This is a genomic window from Nostoc sp. ATCC 53789, assembly GCF_009873495.1.
Classification (GTDB): Bacteria; Cyanobacteriota; Cyanobacteriia; order Cyanobacteriales; family Nostocaceae; genus Nostoc; species Nostoc muscorum_A.
Genome location: NZ_CP046703.1, coordinates 5238973 through 5264338 on the forward strand (window position 1 = coordinate 5238973; position 25366 = coordinate 5264338).

Below are 25366 nucleotides of genomic sequence, written 5' to 3' on the forward strand. Positions count from 1 at the left end.
GGATTAGCAGCAAAATATGGGAGAAAAAATTGCAATTTCCCTAAAGAATGTATCTAAGTGTTTTAAACGGTATACTCATCCTGTAGATCGACTCAAAGAAATTTTGTTACCAGGAAAAAGTAGAGCAGATGAATTTTGGGCACTGCGCGATATTAACTTGGATATTCCCAAGGGAGAGACTGTGGGAATTATTGGTCAAAATGGTTCTGGCAAAAGTACACTTTTGCAAATTATTGCTGGGACTCTCAGTCAAACTAGAGGTAATGTAAAAGTTAATGGTCGAGTTTCTGCATTGCTAGAGTTAGGAAGTGGATTCAACCCAGAGTTTACCGGCCGACAAAACGTATTTTTTAATGGACAACTACTGGGCTTAAGTAAAATAGAACTTGAGCAAAAATTTGAAGAAATAGTCACATTTGCAGATATAGGAGATTTTATTGATGAACCTGTTAAAACTTATTCCAGTGGTATGTTTGTCCGCTTGGCATTTGCAGTAGCTATTAATGTGAATCCAGAAATTTTGATTGTAGATGAAGCTTTATCTGTGGGAGATGGCGTGTTTGTGCATCGCTGTATGGCAAAAATTAAAGATTTTCAAGACTCTGGTGGAACTATTTTGTTTGTATCTCATGATATAGCATCTGTGAATCGTCTGTGTTCAAGTGCTATATGGATTAATCATGGTCAAATAGTTGAAAAAGGTACTCCAGTTGATATTAGTAAATCGTACCAAGCGTGGATATATGAAAAGATAAATGATGGAATCAAAAACAAGACAGAACGCTTAATTGATTCGCAAAATATAGAAATAATAAAAAATCATGAAGGAAATATAGAAGTTAAATTGGATAAATCTATTGAAAATTTAAATTACAACTATTTTACGAATAAAGAATTTCTGTCGTTTCCCACAGTTAAGAGATTTGGAACCGGACGTTGTGAAATTTTAAGTTTAGAAATTTTTAACAATGAAGGGCAAAAAACAGGTTTTGTTATGCCTGATGATACTTTGATAATTCGCACAAAAATCGTCAGTCACGACTACGTTGAAAGCCCAATCTTTGGTATTACAATGTATGACAGATTAAGAGTCCCAATTGCTGGGTGGAATACACATCAGTATAAGCATCCATTAGCCAAATTTGAGAAAGAAAAATTGATTAGTGTGAGTTTTGAAATCAAATGGCCTCATATTAAAAGTGATACTTATTCACTTGAACCAGCCGTAGCCGATGGTAGCCAGGAAAGCCATGAAATGATGGATTGGTTGCAGGCTCCTGTGGTTATAGAGTCGGGAGTTACGGATTTAACTTTTGGTTTTTTTAGATTTACCAAAGTTACTGTTTCCCATGAAGTAGATATTTTTTTAACAACTCAATTATTAACAAATACCTTAGCAAAATGATTTGTTATTGTTGCGGATCGAGTTACTTAAAAGCTTATGATGTTCTGTGGAAAGAATTAATCGATGAATGGCGTATATCCCCTTATGAAGTCGAATATATTAACAAACAGCAAGGTCTACATTGCATAGACTGTAAGTCTAACTTACGCTCCATGTCGTTAGCCAAAGCAATAATGAGATGTTTTAGCTATACAGGGTTTTTTAAAGATTTTGTGAAGCAGAAAGAAATCCAAAATTTGCAAATACTAGAAATCAATGAAGCAGGGAGTTTAACAAACTTTTTAGTTGAAATACCGAATCATACTTTAAAAGTATATCCGGAAATAGATATGATGAATATGAATATTGCAAACATGACTTTTGATTTGGTTATTCATTCAGATGTTTTAGAACACATAAAGCATCCAATTCGAGGTTTATCTGAGTGCTACAGAGTATTAAAGCCTGGGGGATATTGTGCTTTCACTATACCCATGATTGTCGATAGACTAACCATTTATAGAGAAGGTATGCCTGCAAGTTATCATGGCTCTCAAGAAAATCAACCAGATTTTGTAGTTCATACAGAATATGGATGTGATGCCTGGAAGCATGTAATTAAGGCAGGATTTACAGAGTGTCGACTGTTCTCTGTAGAATATCCTTCAGCACAAGCGTTAGTAGCAGTAAAGTAATTTTATAAGGTTGATAGAAAATATGGAAATTACAGGTGAGAGATACGTTCCTTCTCTAAATGGTCAGATTAAATATGAGCATCTACATCGATATGCTCTATGTGTTGACTATGTAGCGGGTAAAAATGTATTAGATATTGCTTGCGGTGAGGGATATGGTTGTGCGTTGCTTGCAGATGTAGCCGAGTCAGTTGTTGGAGTTGATATTAATTCTGAAGTTGTAGAGTATGCCACCAAAGAGTATAGTACTCATAAGAATATAAGATTTATGGTGGGTTCGTGCGACTCAGTACCACTACCCGATAATTCAGTTGACGTAGTAACATCTTTTGAAACAATTGAGCATCATGATAAGCACGAGGAAATGATGCAGGAGATTAAGCGAGTTCTTAAACCTAGTGGAGTATTGATTATTTCCTCTCCTAATCGCTTAACTTATTCAGATGAACCGAAATATTCTAATCCATTTCATGTCAAAGAGCTTTACTATGATGAATTAACAGCTTTATTGAAAGGTTACTTCGGTTATGTTGAGATTTATGGACAAAGAATGGCTATAGGCTCTTTCATCTTTAAATTAGAAAATTCAAAAGCAAATATTTTTAAAGCTTATACAACAGACAGTAATCAAGTCGTGCAAAAAGTTTCTAGTTTAAATGCACCAATTTATTTTTTTGCAATATGTTCCAACCAGAATATTACTACTAAGCCAGATATTGATTCAGTTTATATTGATAGCCAGGATGATTTATTGAATTGGATGGAAATAGGTTGGCGTAAAACTGGAGAAGTTTTAGAGCAAACACGATCGCAACTACAACAGACACAAGCAGAATTAAAGCAATGTCAATCTAAATTACAGCAAACGCATACAGAGTTAGAGCAATCCCAATCTCAAACGCAACAAACACAGACAGAGTTAGAGCAATCCCAATCTCAAATGCAACAAACACAGACAGAGTTAGAGCAATCCCGATCTCAACTACAACAAACACAGGCAGAGCTAGAACAATCCCAATCTCAACTGCAACAAACACAGGTAAAGCTAGAACAATCCCAATCTCAACTGCAACAAAGTCAAACTAAGTTGGAAGAGTTAGAGTTAGAGCTTCAAACAATGAAAGTCAAACTACACGAAACTGATGATCAACTTGAGGCAATGCAGACAAGTAAGTTTTGGAAGTTACGAACACAATGGTTTAATGTGAAACATTTTTTTGGAGTTGCTCTCGATAAATAATGATTTATGTCAATATAATAATGCATTAAATCAAACCTTTCAGATGAGAAAAATGCAGATACATCACTAAGCAATATTAATATTTGTAGCCTCTAGAAAATGGTTCTGTAGTATAATACAGTACAAGTAGTGAACAGAAGCAAGTCATAGATAAATTTGAACTAATTCTAAATAATCCATGAAAAAATTGTACAATGCTTACTCAAAATCTAGTATAAAATTATCAAAATTTTTATCTTACTACTTTAAAGGTAAAATCCATGATGGATACTGCCCAATTTGCGAATCGCAGGTTTTCTTCATTATAAAAGAAGACTGGCTCCGTGATTTTTACTATTGCTTGCAATGCAATTCAATTCCTAGACAAAGAGCAATCATTGTTGCATTAAACTTATTTTATCCTGAATGGAGAAAACTGAAGATTCATGAGTCATCCCCTTCGGGCATTTCTTCTGATTTTATTCAAACAAATTGTCCTGAATATGTAGCCACGCATTTTTTTCAAGACACTCCTTTGGGAGATTATAAGCATGGCATAAGATGCGAAAATCTTGAAAATATGACACTCGCAGATAGCTCTTTCGATCTAATAATTACTCAGGATGTTTTTGAGCATGTGATAAATCCTTCTGCTGCCTTTACAGAAATAAGTCGTGTATTAAAGCCTGGAGGGGCACACATATTTACAATGCCTTGGTATCCTCAAATGAAGAAAAGTCTTCAAAGAGCAAGGTTGGTGAATAATGAGATAGAGCATCTTGTAGAGCCTATTTATCATGGAAATCCGATTGATAAAAAGGGATCACTGGTAACATTTGATTGGGGTATTGATTTTACAGATTATATTTATACACATAGTGGTATGTCCACAACAATATACTTAATCAAAGATAAAAAAATGGGTTTAGAAGCAGACTTTTTAGAAGTATTTGTTAGTAGAAAACTCATAGATAAAGTTTTAAGCAAAACTTTGTAATTAACATAGTTAATAAACTTAGAATAATAGCTTGAAGAGAGCCATTAAAAGTTTTAAATGAGATAAGCTTCTCTATCAAATTACAAAAATATGTTTGTTTGCGCTCAAAAATTTTAGGGAATTAAAAATGCCATTTAATTATTCTATCGATATCCCAATTGCAAACGTAGTGACTGTAGGACAGGGTACTTACATTCCATTTTCAGGTTGGTGCTTAGATACAGAAAACCAAATTAGAGGCATATCAGTCGGTGTAGACAATAAAATTCATTCACTTACACATGTTAATGATTTGAGGACTGATGTATTTGCTGCTTATAAATCTATATCTCCCGCTTATAAAAGCCTGAGCTCAGGTTTTTATGGAATGATTCCTTTTGCAAAAGACGACATCGGTAAAAAACTAAAACTAACTCTGAATTTTTACTATAGCGATCATGTACATTCCTTAGATATGGGATTTGTGTACTGTCAATCAAACAATGTAGTAGAAACAGTATCTAAATTAAAGATAAATTCTAATTTAAATGAGCCTTTGATTGCAATTTGCATGGCTACATATAACCCGAAAATCGATAATTTTAAGAAGCAAATAGATTCTATTCTCAACCAAACCCATAAAAACTGGATTCTTATAGTTAATGATGATAAATCTTCACAAAAGTCCTTTAAAGAACTTTGCAAAGTATGCGAAATAGATCAACGCATTCATGTTTATCGTAACGAATCAAATCTAGGGTTTTATAAAAACTTTGAAAGAGCTTTAGAAAGGGTTGGTGATGTTGCTGAATATATTGCACTTTCCGATCAAGATGATTATTGGTATACAAATAAACTCAGCAGCTGTTTAGCCAGTATGGAACCGGATGTCAGTTTGGTTTATTCTGATATGCGTATTGTTAAGGGAAATGGAGAAGTAATCTCTAATAGTTACTGGGTTAATAGACAAAACTACTATGAAGATATTTCCATGTTACTGCTAGCGAATACTGTTACTGGTGCAGCTTGCTTGTTTCGCCGTAGTTTAGTGAAAATTTTGTTACCTTTTCCCTATCCTATGGGAGAAATATTCCACGATCAGTGGTTATCAATAGTAGCAAGGTCTATGGGAAGAATAGCCTACATTGATGAGCCACTATACGATTACATACAGCATGGCTCAAATATAATTGGCCACGCTGACTTCCAAGCCGCTTCACCACTAGAACGTCTATTTAAATTATTTAAGCTAACAACACAATTTATTTTTAGCCCCCGTGGTTCTATTAAAGCAAACTTAAAAGCTTATGTTGAAAGGGGATGGGCAATTTATCAATATGAATTTCGTAGGTTGGAACTTATGGCAACTAACCTGCGTTTCCGAGTAGGAGATAAAGCTGTAACCGATCTTTCTATATTGGATATGTTCAATGATAGATGGTTCTCTATTTTTCCTTTATTAAAAAAACATATATTACTGATACAAACACATACAACCAATCATGCTGAGTGGCGATTACTCCAATCTCGTGTTTTAGTAACTCTATCTAAACGTTTAGTATTAAGTTTAAATCAACTATCAGCCGCCACAAAGCGGACATCTAAGATTCTTGCTGAACCAGGGTTTGAAATTACAGACAAAAAAGATAGATTTTTTCAAACAGCACTAGAAGCAAAAATCGCACCTTTAGAATTAGACATTAGTGAATCTCAGTCAATTCGCGTTAATATTTTGATTCCAGAAATTAATTTCAAATATTTATTTGGTGGATATATTGCTAAATTTAATTTTGCGATTTTATTAGCTAAAGCTGGATTAAAAGTTCGGTTAGTTATTGTTGATAAGTGCGACTTTCACCCGCAGGAGATTACAGAGGGTATGATACAATACCCAGGGCTGCAAGATTTATTAAGTTACATTGAGATATCGCTTCATTATAATCGTGAAGTTACACTGTCTGTTAATCCTCTTGATTCATTTATTGCCACAACTTGGTGGACTGCTCACATTGCTCATCAGGCATCTACTCAATTAGGACATCCAGAATTTTTATACTTTATTCAAGAATTTGAGCCATTTACATTTTCTATGGGGGCTTACTTTGCTATAGCTCGTCAGTCGTATGACTTTCCCCATTCAGCATTATTCTCAACCGCTTTGTTAATGGAGTATTTTCAACAGCAAAACATAGGGGTATTTGCATCGGGACATAAACATTCACCATTAATTGCATCTTTCGAAAATGCAATTCAAACTTTTGAATTGCCTGCATTACCTCCAAAAAAAGCTGCAAAAAAGTTGCTTTTTTACAGTCGCCCTGAAACTCATGCAGCACGCAATATGTTTGAGGTTGGTTTGATGGCACTAAATAAGGCAATAGTGTCTGGCATCTTTGATGCCGAAGATTGGGAATTTTACGGCATTGGAACTGAGAAATTAAGACCATCCGTACCTCTTGCAAATGGGCGATCTTTGCAGATGTTAGGTAAGGTAAGCTTAGATGAATACTGCGAGTTACTTCCAGAACACGATTTAGGGTTGGCTCTCATGTATACTCCTCACCCCAGTTTGCTACCTTTAGAAATGGCAGCAGCAGGTATGGTGGTAGTAACTAATACCTGTATTAATAAAACAGCAGAACGCCTCAAAGAGATATCAAGTAATATACTAGCTGCGGAACCTACAGCAGACGGAGTGGCGGAAACTCTTGCGAAAGCTGTTATCCTGTCCCAGGATTGGAATTTCCGTCTAACAGGCTCAAAAGTCAATTGGTCTTCTTCATGGGAACAAACATTTGATAGCGAATTGATATCTAAAATCAAGAAAAAACTTAGCCATGAAGATAGATATGTGTGATAACGGTCTGCTATATAAAGTAGGTATATTACATAAAAAAACTAGATTTTCAAAATTACGGAAGATATTTTCCACTCCTTAAAATAAAATAGTAAATAAATGTCAAATATATTATCGAGGCATTTGCCCTTTCAAAAAGCACAGGTATTCTTAGGAATTGCTTACTCATTACCAATTATTCTAATTTTTTGGTTTGTTACTTCCTTCGCCGTAAACATGCCTGTTTGGGACGATTGGGAATTAGTATATCTTTTCGATAAAATTTATAGCGGTACTGCAAGCTTTGCAGATTTTTTTGCCCAGCATAACGAGCATCGGATTTTTTTTCCAAGAATAATATTTGCTATCCTTGCATTTTCCTCAAAATGGAACATTAAATTGGAAACCTATTTTAGCCTTTTACTGGCTTTATTAAACTTTGCTGTTTTGTATAAAATTGCAGCTTATAGTTCCAATAAAAATAATAAACTATTATTTCATTTATTTAATTTTACAATTTGTATTGCCAATTTTTCTTTAATTCAGTATGAAAATTGGCTATGGGGATTTCAAATAGCTTGGTTCTTGATAAATACATGCCTAATCCTAGCAGTTTTCATTCTTACTGTACCTAAAAATTGGCATCCACATTTTAGACTATCACTTGCATCTTTATGCTGTCTTATTGCTAGCTTTTCGTCAGCTCATGGATTACTTTCTTGGCTGGTATTACTTCCATCAGTATACTTAGTTGAAGGGATAACTAAACACAAAAAGATCAGGATTCTAGTATGGGTCGGACTTTTTACTTTTTGTGTTGCTATCTACTCTATTGGTTATAAGAAGCCTTCTGATAATCCTAGTATATTCTTTATTTTACAAGAGCCATTAATTGCATTTAAATATTTCTTTTCTATGATAGGTTTTTCGTTAGGAAAAAGTATTTTCACTCCTATAGCTAATGGCTTAATAATATTTTTAATATTTTTGTTTTTTAATATTTTCTGTTTCAAAAATTATAAATCAGTTTTTTTAACCAAAGCAGTTCCTTGGCTATCATTGGGCTGGTTTGCTATTTTTTTTGCATTAATTACTACTTTTGGTAGAGCTGGTTTTGGTGTTGAGCAAGCGACTTCATCAAGGTACATAACAGTTTCGATATTATTAGTCATATCCTGCCTACAATTGTGCCAATTATGGATTTTATACAAGTGGCAAGATGCAGGTAAAAATACGCATATATTTTCAGGGTTCTGCCTGGGATTTTTAATATGTATTTTTGTTTTTAGCTCTACAAGCTGCATTGTAGAAGGTAAAAATATTTGGAAAGCACATAATGCTGCTAAACATTGCTTAGAGGTTATAAATTTCATAGATAAGGAATCTCCTAATAACTGTTTACAGATGTTCTATCCTAAACCCTTGCGGGTAATAGAATCGAGTAAAAATCTTCAAAAGTTAGGGTTTAGAAGTTTTTCTAAAAATATAATTTTTACAACTAAAACAGCAAAAATTTACGGTAATATTGATGTTCCTTCAACAGTATATCAACCATTAATTCTACACAAGAAGGATACTATAAAGTTTCTTGGCTGGGGTATTTTGCCTGAACGCCGCAAACAACCATTCCTCGTTTTGCTGTCATACGGCAATAATCAATCTTTTTTTGCCTATGGGACTATATTTTTAAATAGGACTGATGTTGCAAAAGCTTTTAATTCAAGTCTTTATGATACATCAGGATGGGAAGCAAATGTTTCTCTAAGTTCTATACCACTAGGTGAAACTACTATCAAAGCTTGGGTTTATGACCAAGAAGGTCAACAGTTTATTCAGTTGAATGGTGAACCAAAGATAAAAGTGCTGGAGTAAAAAAGAAACCTAGGTTAGAAACCATTACATTTATTATTGAGAGCATAAAGGGAGTAATAGAGCCAAAATGCTAAAAAAAATGTTTCGCTCAAAAATACTAAAGTTTTTACTAGGTGGCGGGTTAGCAGCAGCCTTAAATTTAGCGCTTATTTATTTAATAATTGAAAAGCTAGGATTCAATACACCTTTTTTGCGTAATATAGCGAATGTAATTTCAATTGAAATCTCCCTAATATTTAGTTTCTTTATATACCGAACTTGGGTTTGGACTGGGGGTATTTGGAATATTAGAGAAGTTTTTTTACGACAACTTCCTCTTTACCATGTTTCGGCTGGAGTTGCAGTGATTACTCGCATTTTCTTTATCTTTCCTATTTTAGATTGGTTGAGAATTAACTATGCCATCAATACTTTAATAGGCGCACTTTTGAGCGCATCAATTAATTATCTGATTAGCGACCGCTTTGTATTTAAAACCCCAATAGCAAAAAATTATAAAAATTCACAGGCAGAAAAAATATCAGTTACATATTACCCAGAATCATTAGCTCCAGCCCTATCAGTAAATTCTAGCTTCAGAAAAGATGAGTCAATAACGATAGATACTTCAAAATCTGTCAAGACTTTATCAATAGTAATTCCAGCCTACAATGAAGAAGACTGCATAGTTCAAACTGTTGATACTATTAGCAAGGTTTTGGAACAAGAAAAAATAGATTACGAAATTTTAGTTGTTAACGATAACAGCAAAGATAAAACAGAAGAACTATTACAGCAGATGAATTTTCAAAATAATAAGCTGCGTTATGTCAATAATTATTATCCTAACGGCTTTGGCTTTGCAGTTCGCTGTGGGTTAGAAAATTTTATAGGTGATGCTGTAGCGGTTGTTATGGCAGATAGTTCAGATGCACCAGAAGACATCGTATCTTACTACCATAAACTTCAAGAGGGCTATGATTGTGTTTTTGGTTCTCGTTTTATTAAAGGCGGTAAAGTAATTGACTATCCAAGTCATAAATTAATTGTAAATCGCTTGGCTAATCTTTTCATTCAGATACTATTTGGCTTGAAATTTAACGACACTACTAATGCCTTTAAAATTTATCGTCAAGAAGTTATTGAAGGTATCTCCCCATTAGTATCTCATCATTTCAATTTAACAGTAGAGATACCACTAAAAGCCATAGCAAGAGGGTATTCTTATACAACTATTCCTATTACCTGGAGGAATAGAACCACAGGAGTTTCTAAGCTAAAGCTAAAAGAAATGGGCAGTCGATATTTGTTTATAGTTCTCTATATCTGGCTAGAAAAACATTTATCACGCGGAGATTATCATCTAAGCAAAAATAAACTGGTAGTAAATCAAAGGTTGAAATCAAATGGCTGAGAAAATTCTGATTTTAGGAGGAGCTGGTTTTGTGGGCAGTTCCTTAGCAATTAATCTAAAAAAGCATTATTCTCAGTGGGAAATTATATGTTTTGATAATCTTCGAAGGCGTGGTTCAGAATTAAATATTCCTAGACTAAAAAATTTGGGAATTGACTTTATTCATGGAGATATTCGCTCTTCTAACGATTTAGACCCTGGAATCTTTAACGTCGATACCATTATTGATTGTTCTGCTGAACCTTCTGTGCTTGCAGGATTTGCTTCTCCACAATACGTCCTACAAACAAATTTAATAGGAACTATTAATGTTCTGGAATTAGCTAGACAAACTCAAGCTCGTTTGCTTTTTCTATCCACCAGTCGGGTTTATCCAATCGAAACACTTAAATCAATTAATTTATTACAACTACCAACCCGCTTTAGCATTGCTGTTGAACAGACAATACCTGGAGTATCTTATCTTGGTATAGCGGAGGAATTTCCACTTCAAAGCTACCGTTCTCTATATGGTACTACTAAACTTGCCTCAGAAATGCTAATCGAAGAGTATCGGCAAGCTTATGGTATTCAGGCAATAGTCAACCGTTGTGGTGTAATTACAGGCCCTTGGCAAATGGGTAAAGTTGACCAAGGTGTTTTTGTTTTGTGGTTAGCTGCACACTATTTTGAAAAATCTTTAAGTTACATAGGCTATGGCGGTACAGGTAAACAAGTTAGAGATTTATTGCACATTGAGGATTTGTTAAGTTTGATTAATTATCAGTTAGAAAATTTTTCAGAACTAGATGGAGATGTTTTAAATGTCGGTGGAGGTGCTGATAATAGTCTATCTCTATTAGAGACTACTAGACTATGCGAGACAATCACTGGTAAATCTATTCCTATCAAATCAGAAGAAATAGCTAGAAAAGGTGATATCCCTATTTATATTACAGATTCTTCCAAGATAAGCTCTAAGACTGGATGGAAACCAATTATGAATCCCGAAAAAAGTCTTAGAGATATTTATAACTGGATTATTGAGTATGAAACAATCTTAAAGCCCATTTTATCCTAAACTGTTGTTTGTACTATGAGGTGAGTCAAAATCATTATGCCCACCGTTTTAATTACTGGTTCCTCTGGTCTAATAGGTTCAGAATCAGTTCATTTCTTTGTCCAAAACGGTTTTCACGTTGTGGGTATCGATAATAATATGCGAGCGGTATTTTTTGGTGAATCTGCTTCCACAGACTGGAATCGTCGTATCCTAGAAGATAAATATAGTGATAGCTATCATCACTATGACATTGATATCCGCGATCGCTCGGCAGTAGAAAACCTATTTCAAGAATATTCCTCTGATATTTCTCTTATTATTCATACAGCAGCACAACCATCTCATGACTGGGCAGCAAAAGACCCTCATACAGACTTTACGGTTAATGCCAACGGTACTTTAGTATTACTAGAAGCAACTCGGCAATACTGCCGTGATGCAATTTTTATATTTACCTCAACCAATAAAGTCTATGGCGATACTCCTAATTATCTACCCTTGCAGGAGTTAGAGACTCGCTGGGAGATTGAACCAAATCATCAATATATAAAAGGCATTGATGAGTCAATGACAATTGACAACTCCAAACATTCTCTATTTGGCGCTTCTAAAATTGCCGCAGATATACTAGTTCAAGAATATGGTAAATACTTCGGTATGAAGACTGCTACCTTTAGAGGAGGTTGTCTGACTGGACCAAACCATTGTGGCGCTCAGTTGCACGGTTTTCTAGCGTACTTAATGAAATGTACTATCACTGGTGAAACTTACACTATATTTGGCTATCAAGGCAAACAGGTTAGAGATAATATACATAGTTATGATTTAGTCAATGCCTTTTACTATTTTTATCAAAATCCTAGATGTGGAGAGGTTTATAATATTGGGGGTTCTCGGCATAGTAATTGTTCTATGTTAGAAGCAATCTCAATTTGCGAAAACATCGTAGGTAAAAAGCTGAAATACATCTATACAGATGAGAACCGCTCTGGCGATCATATCTGGTATATTTCAGATGTAAGAAAGTTCCGCTCTCACTATCCAATATGGGAATACAAGTATAATCTTCAACAGATTCTAGAGGAGATTTATTATGCCCAAGCATTTAGGAAAACAAACTAAACTAGTATAAAAATCAGGACTTGCTGAATCACAATATAAATTATTCGATGCCTGCGGCGGGCGTAGCTATCGCCATATCCTTGCGGGGGCTTTTCCCTGCATTGAAATACAACGATACTTGAGATAATAAACTAACAATTTATTTTACGGTTATGGTTTGAATTACAACGTGGATATTACATGAATATTCACTCTAGTTCATATTATTTTTATGCAATACCAAATAATTTTGAGTAAAAAAATAGCAGAGTAAAAATTTATGAAACTTATCCCCACGTTACCTTTAAAATTATACTTTAATAAAAGTTGCCTATCTCGTTATGCCAAAATAAATTAAACTTAAATGCAGGCTCAAGAAAAAATCGGTATTGTTTTAGCGACCTATAATCCTCAGCTTGAATATTTTCAGAAACAGATCCAGTCCATTCAAAATCAGACTTGGTATAATTGGGTTTGTCATATTGTTGATGACTGCTCGCAATCTGAATCTCAAACTGCAATGCAAGAAATTGTTGGCAATGATTCACGGTTTATTTTTCATTTTCATAGCGATAATCTTAAACATTACTATAATTTTGAAAGGGGTTTGGAATACTGTATTCAAGACCACACAGTTACAGCCATAAGCTTCTCCGACCAAGATGATATTTGGCAACCAGAAAAGCTAGAAGTATTGCTAAAAACTTTACGCGCTGAACACGCATTATTGGTTCATTCTGATTTGGAGTTAATAAACAGTTATGACCAAACTATCAATCTTTCTACTTGGGATTTTGAAGGACGTAATCCCGAAAAAACCACGGTAGAATTGTTACTACTTCGTAATGTCGTGACAGGATGCTCTTTGTTATTTTCTAGTTCTCTAGTTCCTTCTATTCTACCTTTTCCCCAACAAGATGAAATTGGTTGGCATCATGATTGGTGGGTAGCATTGGTTGCAATTCAAAAAGGTAAAATTGCTCATATTCGCCAACCATTAGTCCGCTATAGGCTTCATAGTTGCAATGCAGTAGGAGCAATGCAAAATGCTGGTAATTTTTACACTGAATTTATGCTCTGGTTCAGTAAAAAATCTAAAATTACAGGTAAAAGCTATATAGTTCACTCTAAGTTGAGTAAAGTATTTCAAGCTAGATTTTACCAACAATTCAATTCAAACTGGTATAATCCCTTTGACGAGCGCCGCTTAGATTTTGGTTTGGGTATTCTTAAGCTTTGTTACCAAAGTTTAAAAGCTGGATATCATTCTGAAGGTATAGCACTACGAATTTTGATTTTTAAAATTTTATTCGATATTCAACGAGTTCAAAATTATATCTTCAAGGTGTTGCCCAGATTTAAAATGAAGAAGAGCAATATCCCAAAAAAATGAATCAGCAAAAACCTATCTCAGTATCGATTATTTTAGTTAACTATAATGGAGTAGATATTCTACCTAATTGCTTAAACTCCATACAAAAATTTATTGATATACCTAACCATGAAATCATTCTTGTAGACAATGCTTCTAACGACGGCAGTGCTGAATTAGTTGAGGCAAATTATCCCCAAATTCGCTTAGTTAAACAGTTAGAAAATAGAGGTTTTGGAGCAGGGAATAATGCAGGTGCAAAACTTGCTAGTGGAGAATTCTTATTTTTATTAAATACTGATACTGTACTTAATAGTAATATTATACCGCCTTTAATTGAATTGATGCAAGCAGACCCACAAGTAGGAATTATTGGCCCAAAACTACTAAATCCAGATGGAAGCTTACAAATTTCTGTTTCGCCAGCATTAGGAATTAAAGGTGAATATCAAGCTCGTCGGCTTCATCAAGCTTATCAAAATATCTCTCAGCAAAATTTGATTGAACAGAAATTTCAAGAAATTCGAGAAGTCGATATTGTTGTAGGGGCTGCTTTTTTTATTCGCTCAAGTTTATTTCATGAATTAGGTGGATTTGACGAAAATTTTTTCATGTATTTTGAAGAATCAGATTTATGCCAAAGAGCGCAGTATCAAGGATATAAAATTATCTACATGCCTCATGTATCTTTGATTCATTTGAAAGGATATTCGATACAGAAAGTTGCTAATGCAATGTCTATTGAATATAGACGTAGCCAGATTTATTTTTATCAAAAACATCGTCCTGTCTGGGAACAACTACTGTTACGCGTATATCTTTTTTATAAATTTTTTGGTGAATTTATAACTACAGCTAATCCTAACAGTCTAAAAATTATTGTTTTGTTATTTACTATAAAAAAAAATGCCGTTAAAGTATCTGTATCTAATTAATAATATAGGGATTTTATTATGCCCATACTGGCAAATCTATCTTTCGCTCCGGCACAGCCGACAGGTTGGTTAAGTTATAGCTTGAATTTATTAAAAGAACTAAAAAATTTAGATATTGATGTATTAAGTCCAATAGAAATTTCTGGAATTAAATGTCATCGATCACCATCAGGTATGACAACAGATTTTGGTATGAAAGGGAACTTAAAGCGTCTGCTATGGACACAATTAAAACTGCCAAGTCTTTATAAACAGATGAAGTCTACATTATTATTTTCTCCGATCCCAGAGGCTCCTTTATTTTCTTCCTGCCCTTATGTTGTTACTGTTCATGATTTAATTCCTTTAAGATTTCCACAATGGTTTTCCATAACACAGCGACTTTATTGTAGTTATTATATTCGTGCTGTAATACAACAATCAAAACACGTTATTTGTAATTCAATGGCAACGGCTCAGGATTTAAACAGTTTTTTGGGAGTTTCTGAAGAAAAAATCACTGCGATTCCACTAGCGTATGATATAAAGAATTTTCTTTGCTTGGATTTATCCACACAAAACTATTTCCTTTATTTGGGACGGCATAATCCTTACAAAAATCCTGAACGTTTAATTACCGCCTTTGCCGCACTGCCTAATTACAAAGATTACGAATTGTGGTTAGCAGGGCCGACTGACGCACGTTACACCCCAAGTTTAATAGCGCAAGTTGCAGAACTAGGTATAACTAATCAAGTGAAGTTCCTAGATTATATACCTTACAGCGAATTACCAAAAATCATCAATGAAGCGATCGCTCTGGTTTTCCCCAGTCTCTGGGAAGGCTTTGGTTTACCTATCCTCGAAGCAATGGCTTGTGGTACTCCCGTCATTACCTCCAATCTCTCCTCCTTACCAGAAGTGGCTGGAGACGCGGCGATTCTGATTGATCCATACAACACTGGAGAAATTACAGAGGCGATGCAGGCGATCGCAACTGATTCGGGTTTGCGATCGCACCTTTCTAGCCAGGGTATCACTCATTCCCAACAATTCAGTTGGGAAAAAACAGGAAAAGCAACCGTCGAAGTGTTATCCCGGTACATGTAAAATAATACCGTTGAGTAAGGCAGGGACTTAGAGAACGCAGGAACGCGGAGAATAACAAATGAAAAATGAAAAATCCCTATGAAAGCACTAATTCTCTCTGGTGGAAAAGGTACACGCCTACGTCCCCTTACTTATAGCGGAGCCAAACAACTCGTACCAGTTGCTAATAAACCTGTTTTATGGTATGGCATTGAAGAAATGGTCGCTGCTGGGATTACTGATATTGGTATTATCATCAGCCCGGAAACTGGAGCAGAAGTCCAAGGGAAAACCGGAAATGGAGAATACTTTGGAGCAAACATAACCTACATCGTACAAGAGCAGCCACTCGGACTTGCTCACGCCGTCCAAATTGCCCATCCGTTTTTAGAAAATTCTCCCTTTGTCATGTACTTGGGCGATAACCTAATTCAACTAGGTGAATTACGTTACTTCCTGCAACAATTTAGCCAACAACAGCCAGATGCTTTGATTCTCTTGCGTTCAGTTGCCAACCCTAGCGCCTTTGGTGTGGCTGAGGTAGATGATACAGGACGGGTATTACAGTTAATTGAAAAACCCAAAGTTCCTCCTTCAAATCTGGCATTAGTAGGGGTTTATTTCTTTTCTCACCTCATCTTTGATGCGATCGCAAATATCCAACCTTCTGCCAGAGGCGAACTAGAAATCACTGATGCTATTCAATACCTAATTAATCAGAATAAGCAAGTTTTAGCATATAATCTTCAGGGCTGGTGGCTTGACACTGGTAAAAAAGATGACTTATTAGAAGCTAATCGATTGATTCTCGATACCTATCTGACAGCATCAGTTCTTGGCGAAATTGATGCCCAAAGTCAGATTATTGGACGAGTCCAAATCGGTGCAAAATCTAAAGTAATTAACTGCACAATTCGGGGGCCAGTAGTCATTGGTAGCAATTGTCATTTAGAAAACTGCTTTATTGGCCCTTATAGTAGCATTGCCAACAATGCGACACTTATTGATACTGATTTAGAACATAGCGTGATTTTAGAAGGTGCTAAAATTGCCGGAATTCATCAGCGCATTATTGATAGTGTCATTGGGCAACGGGCACAATTGACTCTTGCACCTCGCCGCCCCAAAGCCTTGCGATTTCTAATTGGCGATGACTGTCAAATTGAACTAACCTGATTTACTTGTTGAAAAGAGGAAAAGCCACGGTCGAAGTGTTACCTGCTAGCTGTAAAATACAAGCATTAAATTACTCTCACAATTAACACTGTGGTGGGTTACTCGAAATAATATTGATGAGTATTGTACAGACCAAAATTCCCGAAGTTATACAACTCGAACCCAAAGTATTTGCAGATGATCGCGGATTCTTTTTTGAAGCCTACAACGATCGAAAATTTGCTCAAGATACTGGTATTATTGCCAACTTTGTCCAAGATAACCACTCTTGCTCTAAACAAAACGTTCTGCGGGGATTGCATTACCAAATTCAACAACCCCAAGGTAAACTTGTCCGAGCTATTGTTGGCACTATCTTTGACGTAGCTGTAGATATTAGAAAAAGTTCAGCTACCTTCGGTAAATGGGTGGGTTATGAACTCAGTGCTGAGAACAAACGTCTACTGTGGATACCACCAGGCTTTGCTCACGGGTTTCTTGTGCTTTCAGAAATAGCCGAAGTTCTCTACAAAGCTACAGATTACTACGCACCCCAAGGCGATCGCACAATTCTATGGAACGATCCAGATTTAGCGATAGATTGGCCCCTGAGTGGACCACCGATTTTATCAGCTAAAGACCAAGCCGGGAAACCTTTGAGAACTGCTGAAGTATTTGATTAAGTGGTCATTGGTCATTGGTTATTGGTCATTGGTCATTGGTCATTGGTTATTGGATTTTGTCAGATACCCAGCTTCTTGCTATACCCTAAGCTTACTTTTCTAGTGTGCGGAAAAACTTTGTCTTTCATCGAACTAATTCAAACCACGTTAAAGAGTGGGCGTGGCTTCTTTTGAACAAATGACAAATACTTCGGCTTCTCTACGAGACGCTACACGAACGCTCAGTACAAGTGACAAATGACTAAATCAATTTTGCTGATTGGTAGCAACGGTCAAGTGGGTAAGGAACTAGAACAAATCGTCTCAAGCTATGGCGATGTTACCTCAGTAGCACGCCCAATAGTAGACCTTGCCCAACCCGATAACCTCCGCAACTTTATCAGAGCAAAGCAGCCGCAAATCATTATTAATGCTGCTGCTTACACTGCTGTAGACAAAGCCGAAAGCGAACCCGAACTTGCGATCGCTATTAATGCTACTGCACCCCTGATTATTGCCCAAGAAAGCCAAAAATTAGGAGCTTTTCTAATTCATATTTCGACCGATTATGTTTTTGATGGTAATGGGTATCGTCCTTACCAGGAAACCGATGTAACTAATCCCTTGAGTGTTTATGGTAAAACCAAACTTGCTGGAGAAAAAGCAATTCGGGAAACTTGCGCCCATCACCTCATCCTCCGCACTGCTTGGGTTTATGGAACCTTTGGCAAAAGTAATTTTGTCAAAACCATGCTGCGACTAGGTGCAGAACGCCAAGAACTTCGTGTTGTTGCCGATCAAATTGGTAGCCCGACTTGGGCGCAAGATATAGCCACAGTCATCGCCCAGACGATTCCTCAGTTAACCTCAGAAATTAGTGGCACTTATCACTACACTAATAGCGGCGTTGCTAGCTGGTATGACTTTGCAGTTGCCATTTTTGAAGAAGCCCAACAGCTAGGCTTCCCTTTGAAAGTTGAACGTATTGTCCCCATTACAACTACCGAATATCCGACACCAGCTTGTCGCCCAGCCTATTCTGTGCTTGCTTGTGGGAAAATTTCTGCAATTCTAGGGACTTATGCCCCTCATTGGCGACAAAGACTTCGGCAAATGCTCACAGATTTTAAAATTGGGAATGAAGATTAGGGGAGAGGTGACAGGTGACAGGTAATAGAAAATAATCTATACCCTGTAACCTGTACCCTATTCCCTTCTTCACTACCCATTCCCTATTTCCTTTGACTTTTTAATACTCCCGTTTCATGTTGTATTGGCAAAACATCTAAAATATCAGTTTGGGAACAATATTTTAAATCATCTAGACAGTCAAGACGCAACAATCGTTGTCCGTGACTAGCTTGGTGGAATAATCCTAATAAGTTATCTTGCCACTGAGAGTAAAGAGCGATCGCACCAGCCACTTCATCGTTACCAGCTAGTTCTTCTGGTGACAACTGTGTTTGTTGTAAAATGCTATGAGCGATCGCACCCGCACAAACTGTATCCTCTAAAGAAAAACTACCTTCCCAACCGGAACCGACAATCCACACTGTCTCTGGTTGTTTTTCTAGGAGAAATTGCACTACCGCCGCCCGGTTAATCAAGGCAGCTGCTAAGAGATTTGGGGAGTCTTGTACCCGTTGTAAAGCACGAGTGCCATTTGTGGTACTGATAAACAACCGTCGCCCCTGCACTAATTCTGGTGTGCAATCGAGGGGAGAGTTACCCAACTCAAAGCCAGGTACTTTCGCGCCACCGCGTTCTCCAGCTCGCAGCCGTTTTTCAGCGGGCCATTTTTCGCTAACTTCAACTAACTTGTCTAAATCGCTGAATACTTGTACAGCTTCGCCTCCAGCTGCCAAAACTGTCGCTATTGTGCTAGTAGCCCGCAAAACATCGACTGCGATCGCACATTCTGGCGCTTTACCCGTTGGAGTCAATTCAGGAGTGTGGTATACAAATAGCTTCACGTGCTGGATACACCTGCTTTAATACAACTTCCGCAAATAACATTCTACCCAGTTGGTGACACTAACTATAGTTACAATTACTCTCAGGGATTTTTTTAGCATCAGAATGCACTATGCAACCCATTCAATATATAATGAACACTCAAAAGTCTACTTTTATGCTTATAGACTTTCAGACTTACTGCATTATCCTGTAATCTAAAACAAGAACAGACTTTCTAAAACTGTATTTGGCATTCCAAGTTAGCACCACTACACATACTGACTAACCTTGCCAAACAAAAACCGAAATTTTCACCTCCACTCCGCTTATCCAAAATCTCAAATCTAAATCGCTATGGCACCTTTACCAGACTACCGCCCTAAACAACTATCTTTAGGCCCGTTGGAAGCGGAAATTTTAAATATCATCTGGGAACTTGGTTCAGCCACAGTCAAGGATGTACACGATCGCATTTTGACCGATCCCAACCGCGAATTAGCCTATACTTCTGTCACCACTGTTTTACGTCGCCTCACTGATAAAGGTTGGTTAGCCTGCGATAAAAAAGAGCGGGCATTCTATTGGCGGCCAATGCTGAGTAAGCAGCAATCAGATGTCATCAAAGCTCACGAGCAGTTACAGCGATTTCTGGCGGTGGGGAACCCCGATGTTGTTGCAGCCTTTGCTGATAGTCTGGATGAAGCAGCTAGTGAGCAAATAGCAGCGATCGCCAAACGGATTCAATCTGCACGCCAAGCCAGCGAGGAAAAATGATGCATCTGATAATGATTTTGAATTCTTTGGCAGTTGCCTGGTGGTTAAGATCCGCTTGGAATCAACACCAAGGTAATTGGAATCTGCGGTGGCAGCGATCGCTATTTTTGTTTCTCTTCCCGCCTTTGCTAATTTTCATGACTGCGATCGCTGTGCTGTTCATGGGGCCTCAAGGGCAAATGGGCGGCATGTATACAGGCTCAATTAGCTATTTACTAGCATTAATTTATTTGGCATTTTTTGCCATTTCATGTATTAAACTTGCCTTCCAGGGTTGGCAGTCTGTAGAATCTGCCCGTAACTGTCCTTTAGTAAATGTTGGCGATAGACGAGCCAGACTGCTGCAAACAGGTGCGTTGTTTGCAGGTCAAATCGGTTTTTGGCAACCAGAACTAGTGGTTAGCCAAGGATTAGTACAAACTCTCTCACCGGCTCATTTAGAAAGCGTATTAGCCCATGAGCAAGGGCATCACCATTACAGGGATACATTCTGGTTTTTCTGGCTGGGTTGGGTGCGTTCTTGCACCGCATGGTTGCCGAATACAGAGCCTTTATGGGAAGAATTGTTAGCTTTGCGCGAACTCCGTGCTGACGGTTATGCAGCATTGCAGGTAGACCCTCTGGTGTTAGCGGAATCACTTTTATTAGTAGTTAGTAGCGGCCCCGTCTTATCAGAAATTTGCTGTGCTGCGTTAGGTTCCTCTGGTGCAGATCGTTTAGAACAAAGAGTAGAAGCTCTATTAGCACCACCAGAACCAACTCCAGAAGCTCAATTACAATCCTGGCATGGCTTTCTGTTAGCTTTGTTACCTTTAGTAACTGTGATGTTTCATAGTTAAATTGAATTTAGGAAACTCCAAAAAATAAAAACAACCGCTTGAAGTTGCTGACTGATGACTTTTGACTGTTGACTATGAATAATGGGATATTTTTTATTTAGAAGTCCCGTTAAAAAGCTATTACGGCACGAAACTATGACGGTAGCAACTTCTGCCTTCGCTGTAGGAGGTTCTGCGTTCACGTTTCCGTGTTTTGCGTAGTCTGTAGGAGGTTCCGCGTTCACGTTTCCGTATTCCGCGTAGTCTGTAGGAGGTTCTGCGTTCACGTTTCCGTGTTTCGCGTAGTCTGTAGGAGGTTCCGCGTTCACGTTTCCGTGTTTTGCGTAGTCTGTAGGAGGTTCTGCGTTCACGTTTCCGTGTTTTGCGTAGTTTGTAGGAGCTTCCGTTATGACTGTAGCGATATCGGTTGCGACAATAACAATGAAAACTTTGTTCTCTCCTACACCCATGTTTTTGAAAGTGGGTAAACTCTCAATACGGTTCGGTTAAAGCAAGAGATGCGATAAATCGCCGTCTCTACAAAGGACTGATTATTGTATTGCCTATTGCCTATTGCCTGCCTCTAGGACTAATTTCGCAACTTAAATAGAATTGTCTATATCACTCTTCTTCTAGCAACTGTTCTATATACTTTTGCACCAAAGGCACTTGGAAAGCATTGCCTTCTGGAGTCAAGATTTCTTTTCGCGTTAGTTTGCGGACAACGCCTTTGTCTTGCTGTGTGGGAGTTTCCCCGTGGATTATCCGGCGCAGGAGAGAGCGATCGCTATCTGCTAAACTCTTCCATAATTCCCTAAAATACTGATCGCCTCGCTCAAGCACAACAGGTATAACTTCTTGAACATCCTGTGCCGTAGCTTTTGCTGTATCTGCTTCTCGCCTATTTCTTCTGATATCGCGGTTTAGCAACTCTACCACCTCATAACACACCAACTGAACGAGATAAGGTTGACAGCGAGTAAGTCGGATAATTTCATCTACAGCAGTTAGTTCATAGATATCGCTGAAGTTTTCTACTGGCTGTTGAATCAAATCGCGGGCTTCTAACTCTTGCAAGTAAGTCATTCGCAAAGCACGGGTGTTAATTAGATAGTCACTCCAGTAATCATTAAGTTCAGATAACTCCTGTGAACCACTAAAAAGTAAAATCCACTTACGTTGGTGTTGCACCAGGTTACGAATAAAATTGAGAGGCGCACGGCTGCTTGTTGCTTCCACTACCTCACCGAGGCGTTCATATTCATCCAGACAGAGGAGAAATTGCTTACCAGAGTTGCTGCGTTCTATTTCTGCTAACCAAGTTTGCAGCGCGGGAAATGGATCTTCAGCTAGTTTCTTGGCATCTGGATAAGGTAACTTTACTGTGCGGGGTAATCGCCGTGCAGCTTCGATAATTTGTTGAGCTAAATTTTCAGCCAATCCTTTTAAGGTTGTGGCTGATGCTGCTCCTTGTAAATCTACCAGCAAAGGTACAATATTTGCTCCTATTCTGTAAGGTAGATACTTCAGCGCTGAGGTTTTCCCTGTCCTCCGCCCTCCGTAGAGTAACAACACTGGCGGTTGCTCAGAAAGCGCCAACGATTCGATTTCCTCAAATATGTCCTTTCGCCCTTTGAAACGATTCTTCGCTGTTTCGGGGTCTAGCGAGTTACCAGCAATATAAACTTGGCGAATTTCTTTTGATTGCTGTGCCTGTTCGTTTAAAGTGCGCTGCGCCGTCTCTAGTATAGTTAGCCAGCTTTGTGAAGTGTTGCCAAAAGAGACAGCAACGCGAGCATCTTTAGTCAAAGCTAGACTTTGCCCCAGTTGGCGTAATGCAGTGATGGGAATATTGAGTAACTCATATTTACGAAAAGGTGAAGTTGCTTCCTCTGATGCCCGTACATTCTGGCTGATTTCCAAAAATTGGGGCAGTACAGCGCCAAGTTCCTTTGGTGGTGGTGAAGGAATCCACGCTAGTTGGTTGGCAATTTCTACAATATCGCTCAACCTCTGACAACGATTGAGAATATCTCCAGCAATACCAGAAATTGCCTGTGCTGCAACTTTTTGCTGGTTGGTGGAAGAGATTAGATAATTCATAGTCTCACGGGCAGCGATTGGGTTCTTTCGATAAGCCTCCACAATCATCACATCCATGAAAGGCAGAGGCAAAATAATCAATTCATCAAAGCGTGGGGGCAGATATCGCAAACAATTTACCCGCTTCCCATTGCGAGACAACAAGAACAGGGTGAGTATCCATAGTAATTCTGGCAACCAGAAGTAAACCCGCAACACACCCAAAATCCATGCCACGCCTCCTGCCACACTTCCCACCACGCCGAACGCCACGCCTCCCGCCACGCCGAACGCCACGCCTCGCATCACGTTTACCCCCACGCCTCGCACCACGCCTATCGCCACGCCAAACGCCACGCCGAACGCCACGCTTCCCACCACGCCTATCGCCATGCCTATCGCCACGCCGAACGTCACGCCTATCGTCACGCCTATCGTCACGCCGAACGCCACGCCGAACGTCACACCGAACGCCACGCCGAACGCTACGCCGAAAACCACGTTTGATAAAAATTGATATGCCAAAAACATGCTAAGGACAGCAATAAGGAAAATAACTAGCCTATTTTTATTACCGCCACGGTCTACAACCCTTCCTATAAACCAGCCTGCCAAAAAAACACAGCTTATAAGCCAGTTAAATGATTCACCACTAACCAAAGTGTAAATTGGTGCCACCAGCAACATGGCAAACATTGGAACTACAGCAGTTAGCCACCAAACTTGCCTAGCATAGCGACGCAGGCGGGGGTTAGTACGAAACTCAGCCCGTTTATTAAAGGGGTTATCTCTCGGCTTCAGTTCTGGATGAATATCACGCAGCCAACGTTCAAAAGTAAAAGGCTTAAAGTAAATCCAATACAACAGGCGCACGCATTCAGCGACATAATTCCAAAAGCCTGATGTTGGAGACGCGTTACTCATTGCTACTTTATCCCCAGCTTGTCACGCACAAAATCCCAAACTTCATTCCAGTGCAGCACACCCACCAAAACCAAAACGAGCAAAAGCAGAATTACCATCCCGATAATCCAGTTGCTCACATCATCAACAGCCCCACCAATGAACTTGGCTATTCTACCCAGACGTACTGGTAAATCCCAAACTAGCCAATGCAGCCATAATTGCCATCCCTGTCCCTTTGCTTTGGATTTAGGATCTGCAAGCTGTTGTTCAAACTGCTGTTTCGCCCACTTGATTGCTTTGCCTTGTTGACGTGCTTCCCACAAATAGGAACCAGCCAATTGCAACTTGTAAGGATGACGACTACCCCATTGCTGGGCATGACTCTGTTCATCTACACTCAAAGCTGCACCATTAGTAGAGCGAGTTGGTAAGCGCGACAGTTCAATAGCCTCATCTGTAGTTAGTTCATTCAAAGAAATAGTGTGACCAATATTGAAAAAACTAGAGACAAACCGATGCTCGTTAGCATAAACATCCAGTTGTTTACGCGAAGCCACCACTAGCATCAAGGCGTTGCTATCCATCAGCGATCGCAAATTGTCATAAAATCCATTATCAAATTTATCGGGATATTTCAAAAGGCTTTCAAAATCATCCAGACAGAGAACAGGTAACTTTCCTTGCTGTTTCCATTGCTTAACCGCATCTGAAAAAGCTTGACGATTAAGCGGTTTAGTCTTCCAACAATTTTGCAGACTGCGTTGTTGCCATCCCTGAACGTGACTCAGTAAACCTTCAGCTACAGCCTCATAGAAACCCGTTTCAGTTTGGCAATCTACACCCCGTAACGGTAGGTAAATTACCACATAATTATTGCTGTTGTTTAATACTCGCTGCTGCCAAGTCAGAACGAAATAATGCAGCAACGAAGATTTACCAATGTGCTTGTCACCAACTATATTAATACTTGTAGGCTGATCGCCCTTCATCCGAGATGCGATCGCGTGTAATTCATCTTTACGACCGACAAACAGCCTGGGATCTTCAATCATCCCCGCAGCCACAAAAGGATTAGAAGGCGGCGCTCCAGAAGTCATGTAAAGCGTTATCCTAGTTTCAG

General features: G+C 38.2%; 20 protein-coding genes. 17 read left to right on the forward strand and 3 right to left on the reverse strand.

The window, feature by feature from the left end:
- Positions 1 to 16: 16 nt before the first annotated feature.
- From GJB62_RS21785 to rfbD, 15 genes are all read left to right on the forward strand, one after another.
- Positions 17 to 1405, forward strand: coding sequence for an ABC transporter ATP-binding protein (locus GJB62_RS21785; protein ID WP_114082758.1), 1389 nt, complete (start codon positions 17 to 19; stop codon positions 1403 to 1405).
- A 152-nt stretch (positions 1406 to 1557) separates the two neighbouring features.
- On the forward strand, positions 1558 to 2079 hold the full coding sequence (locus tag GJB62_RS21790) for a class I SAM-dependent methyltransferase (RefSeq protein WP_159402544.1): 522 nt from the start codon (positions 1558 to 1560) through the stop codon (positions 2077 to 2079).
- A gap of 22 nt (positions 2080 to 2101) precedes the next feature.
- Positions 2102 to 3319, forward strand: a complete 1218-nt coding sequence (locus GJB62_RS21795; protein WP_114082760.1) for a class I SAM-dependent methyltransferase — start codon at positions 2102 to 2104, stop codon at positions 3317 to 3319.
- A gap of 178 nt (positions 3320 to 3497) precedes the next feature.
- Positions 3498 to 4295, forward strand: coding sequence for a class I SAM-dependent methyltransferase (locus tag GJB62_RS21800; RefSeq protein ID WP_114082761.1), 798 nt, complete (start codon positions 3498 to 3500; stop codon positions 4293 to 4295).
- 127 nt (positions 4296 to 4422) lie between these two features.
- A complete protein-coding gene (locus GJB62_RS21805) occupies positions 4423 to 7131 on the forward strand; it encodes a glycosyltransferase family 2 protein (RefSeq protein WP_114082762.1) in 2709 nt (902 codons plus the stop codon).
- Between the two features lie 99 nt (positions 7132 to 7230).
- Positions 7231 to 8982: a hypothetical protein gene (locus GJB62_RS21810; RefSeq protein WP_147262522.1), complete on the forward strand. Its 1752-nt coding sequence runs from the start codon at positions 7231 to 7233 to the stop codon at positions 8980 to 8982.
- A gap of 67 nt (positions 8983 to 9049) precedes the next feature.
- Complete coding sequence (locus tag GJB62_RS21815; RefSeq protein WP_114082764.1) at positions 9050 to 10375, forward strand: glycosyltransferase; 1326 nt, start codon at positions 9050 to 9052, stop codon at positions 10373 to 10375.
- The gene (locus tag GJB62_RS21820) at positions 10368 to 11435 is read left to right on the forward strand and encodes an NAD-dependent epimerase/dehydratase family protein (protein WP_114082765.1); all 1068 of its coding nucleotides are present in this window, start codon (positions 10368 to 10370) and stop codon (positions 11433 to 11435) included. Before GJB62_RS21815 ends, GJB62_RS21820 begins: the two co-directional genes overlap by 8 nt.
- 36 nt (positions 11436 to 11471) lie before the next feature.
- Positions 11472 to 12539 (forward strand): NAD-dependent epimerase/dehydratase family protein, encoded by a 1068-nt coding sequence (locus GJB62_RS21825; protein ID WP_114082766.1) that lies wholly within the window; start codon positions 11472 to 11474, stop codon positions 12537 to 12539.
- Positions 12540 to 12882: 343 nt separating this feature from the next.
- Positions 12883 to 13911: a glycosyltransferase family 2 protein gene (locus GJB62_RS21830; RefSeq protein ID WP_114082767.1), complete on the forward strand. Its 1029-nt coding sequence runs from the start codon at positions 12883 to 12885 to the stop codon at positions 13909 to 13911.
- A complete protein-coding gene (locus GJB62_RS21835) occupies positions 13908 to 14825 on the forward strand; it encodes a glycosyltransferase family 2 protein (protein WP_114082768.1) in 918 nt (305 codons plus the stop codon). Before GJB62_RS21830 ends, GJB62_RS21835 begins: the two co-directional genes overlap by 4 nt.
- A gap of 18 nt (positions 14826 to 14843) precedes the next feature.
- Entirely contained in the window at positions 14844 to 15914 is a 1071-nt protein-coding gene (locus GJB62_RS21840; protein WP_114082769.1) for a glycosyltransferase family 1 protein, read from the forward strand.
- 78 nt (positions 15915 to 15992) lie between these two features.
- On the forward strand, positions 15993 to 17069 hold the full coding sequence (locus tag GJB62_RS21845; protein WP_114082770.1) for a glucose-1-phosphate thymidylyltransferase: 1077 nt from the start codon (positions 15993 to 15995) through the stop codon (positions 17067 to 17069).
- Positions 17070 to 17185: 116 nt separating this feature from the next.
- Positions 17186 to 17731: a dTDP-4-dehydrorhamnose 3,5-epimerase gene (gene rfbC / locus GJB62_RS21850; RefSeq protein ID WP_147262523.1), complete on the forward strand. Its 546-nt coding sequence runs from the start codon at positions 17186 to 17188 to the stop codon at positions 17729 to 17731.
- 237 nt (positions 17732 to 17968) lie between these two features.
- Entirely contained in the window at positions 17969 to 18859 is an 891-nt protein-coding gene (rfbD, locus tag GJB62_RS21855; RefSeq protein WP_114082772.1) for a dTDP-4-dehydrorhamnose reductase, read from the forward strand.
- 83 nt (positions 18860 to 18942) lie between these two features.
- Here rfbD and GJB62_RS21860 read toward each other — a convergent pair whose 3' ends face one another.
- Positions 18943 to 19683, reverse strand: a complete 741-nt coding sequence (locus tag GJB62_RS21860) for a 2-phosphosulfolactate phosphatase family protein (RefSeq protein WP_114082773.1) — start codon at positions 19681 to 19683, stop codon at positions 18943 to 18945.
- 337 nt (positions 19684 to 20020) lie between these two features.
- On the opposite strand from GJB62_RS21860, the gene GJB62_RS21865 reads away from it, so the two are divergent.
- Together GJB62_RS21865 and GJB62_RS21870 are read left to right on the forward strand one after the other, a co-directional pair.
- The gene (locus GJB62_RS21865; protein ID WP_114082774.1) at positions 20021 to 20440 is read left to right on the forward strand and encodes a BlaI/MecI/CopY family transcriptional regulator; all 420 of its coding nucleotides are present in this window, start codon (positions 20021 to 20023) and stop codon (positions 20438 to 20440) included.
- The gene (locus GJB62_RS21870; protein WP_114082775.1) at positions 20440 to 21279 is read left to right on the forward strand and encodes a M56 family metallopeptidase; all 840 of its coding nucleotides are present in this window, start codon (positions 20440 to 20442) and stop codon (positions 21277 to 21279) included. The genes GJB62_RS21865 and GJB62_RS21870 overlap by 1 nt, the downstream gene beginning before the upstream one ends.
- Before the next feature lie 600 nt (positions 21280 to 21879).
- Here the strand turns inward: GJB62_RS21870 and GJB62_RS21880 are convergent.
- A complete protein-coding gene (locus tag GJB62_RS21880) occupies positions 21880 to 24264 on the reverse strand; it encodes an ATP-binding protein (protein ID WP_114082776.1) in 2385 nt (794 codons plus the stop codon).
- Between the two features lie 2 nt (positions 24265 to 24266).
- Positions 24267 to 25343, reverse strand: a complete 1077-nt coding sequence (locus GJB62_RS21885; protein ID WP_114082777.1) for an AAA family ATPase — start codon at positions 25341 to 25343, stop codon at positions 24267 to 24269.
- Positions 25344 to 25366: the final 23 nt, after the last annotated feature.

What these genes read in the sequence shown, in the direction of transcription:
- GJB62_RS21785 (WP_114082758.1), top strand. Translation starts at nt 17, where the DNA reads ATGGGAGAAAAAATTGCAATTTCCCTAAAGAATGTATCTAAGTGTTTT.
- GJB62_RS21790 (WP_159402544.1), top strand. Translation starts at nt 1,558, where the DNA reads ATGTCGTTAGCCAAAGCAATAATGAGATGTTTTAGCTATACAGGGTTT.
- GJB62_RS21795 (WP_114082760.1), top strand. Translation starts at nt 2,102, where the DNA reads ATGGAAATTACAGGTGAGAGATACGTTCCTTCTCTAAATGGTCAGATT.
- GJB62_RS21800 (WP_114082761.1), top strand. Translation starts at nt 3,498, where the DNA reads ATGAAAAAATTGTACAATGCTTACTCAAAATCTAGTATAAAATTATCA.
- GJB62_RS21805 (WP_114082762.1), top strand. Translation starts at nt 4,423, where the DNA reads ATGCCATTTAATTATTCTATCGATATCCCAATTGCAAACGTAGTGACT.
- GJB62_RS21810 (WP_147262522.1), top strand. Translation starts at nt 7,231, where the DNA reads ATGTCAAATATATTATCGAGGCATTTGCCCTTTCAAAAAGCACAGGTA.
- GJB62_RS21815 (WP_114082764.1), top strand. Translation starts at nt 9,050, where the DNA reads ATGCTAAAAAAAATGTTTCGCTCAAAAATACTAAAGTTTTTACTAGGT.
- GJB62_RS21820 (WP_114082765.1), top strand. Translation starts at nt 10,368, where the DNA reads ATGGCTGAGAAAATTCTGATTTTAGGAGGAGCTGGTTTTGTGGGCAGT.
- GJB62_RS21825 (WP_114082766.1), top strand. Translation starts at nt 11,472, where the DNA reads ATGCCCACCGTTTTAATTACTGGTTCCTCTGGTCTAATAGGTTCAGAA.
- GJB62_RS21830 (WP_114082767.1), top strand. Translation starts at nt 12,883, where the DNA reads ATGCAGGCTCAAGAAAAAATCGGTATTGTTTTAGCGACCTATAATCCT.
- GJB62_RS21835 (WP_114082768.1), top strand. Translation starts at nt 13,908, where the DNA reads ATGAATCAGCAAAAACCTATCTCAGTATCGATTATTTTAGTTAACTAT.
- GJB62_RS21840 (WP_114082769.1), top strand. Translation starts at nt 14,844, where the DNA reads ATGCCCATACTGGCAAATCTATCTTTCGCTCCGGCACAGCCGACAGGT.
- GJB62_RS21845 (WP_114082770.1), top strand. Translation starts at nt 15,993, where the DNA reads ATGAAAGCACTAATTCTCTCTGGTGGAAAAGGTACACGCCTACGTCCC.
- rfbC (WP_147262523.1), top strand. Translation starts at nt 17,186, where the DNA reads ATGAGTATTGTACAGACCAAAATTCCCGAAGTTATACAACTCGAACCC.
- rfbD (WP_114082772.1), top strand. Translation starts at nt 17,969, where the DNA reads ATGACTAAATCAATTTTGCTGATTGGTAGCAACGGTCAAGTGGGTAAG.
- GJB62_RS21865 (WP_114082774.1), top strand. Translation starts at nt 20,021, where the DNA reads ATGGCACCTTTACCAGACTACCGCCCTAAACAACTATCTTTAGGCCCG.
- GJB62_RS21870 (WP_114082775.1), top strand. Translation starts at nt 20,440, where the DNA reads ATGCATCTGATAATGATTTTGAATTCTTTGGCAGTTGCCTGGTGGTTA.
- GJB62_RS21880 (WP_114082776.1), bottom strand. Translation starts at nt 24,264, where the DNA reads ATGAGTAACGCGTCTCCAACATCAGGCTTTTGGAATTATGTCGCTGAA.
- GJB62_RS21885 (WP_114082777.1), bottom strand. Translation starts at nt 25,343, where the DNA reads ATGACTTCTGGAGCGCCGCCTTCTAATCCTTTTGTGGCTGCGGGGATG.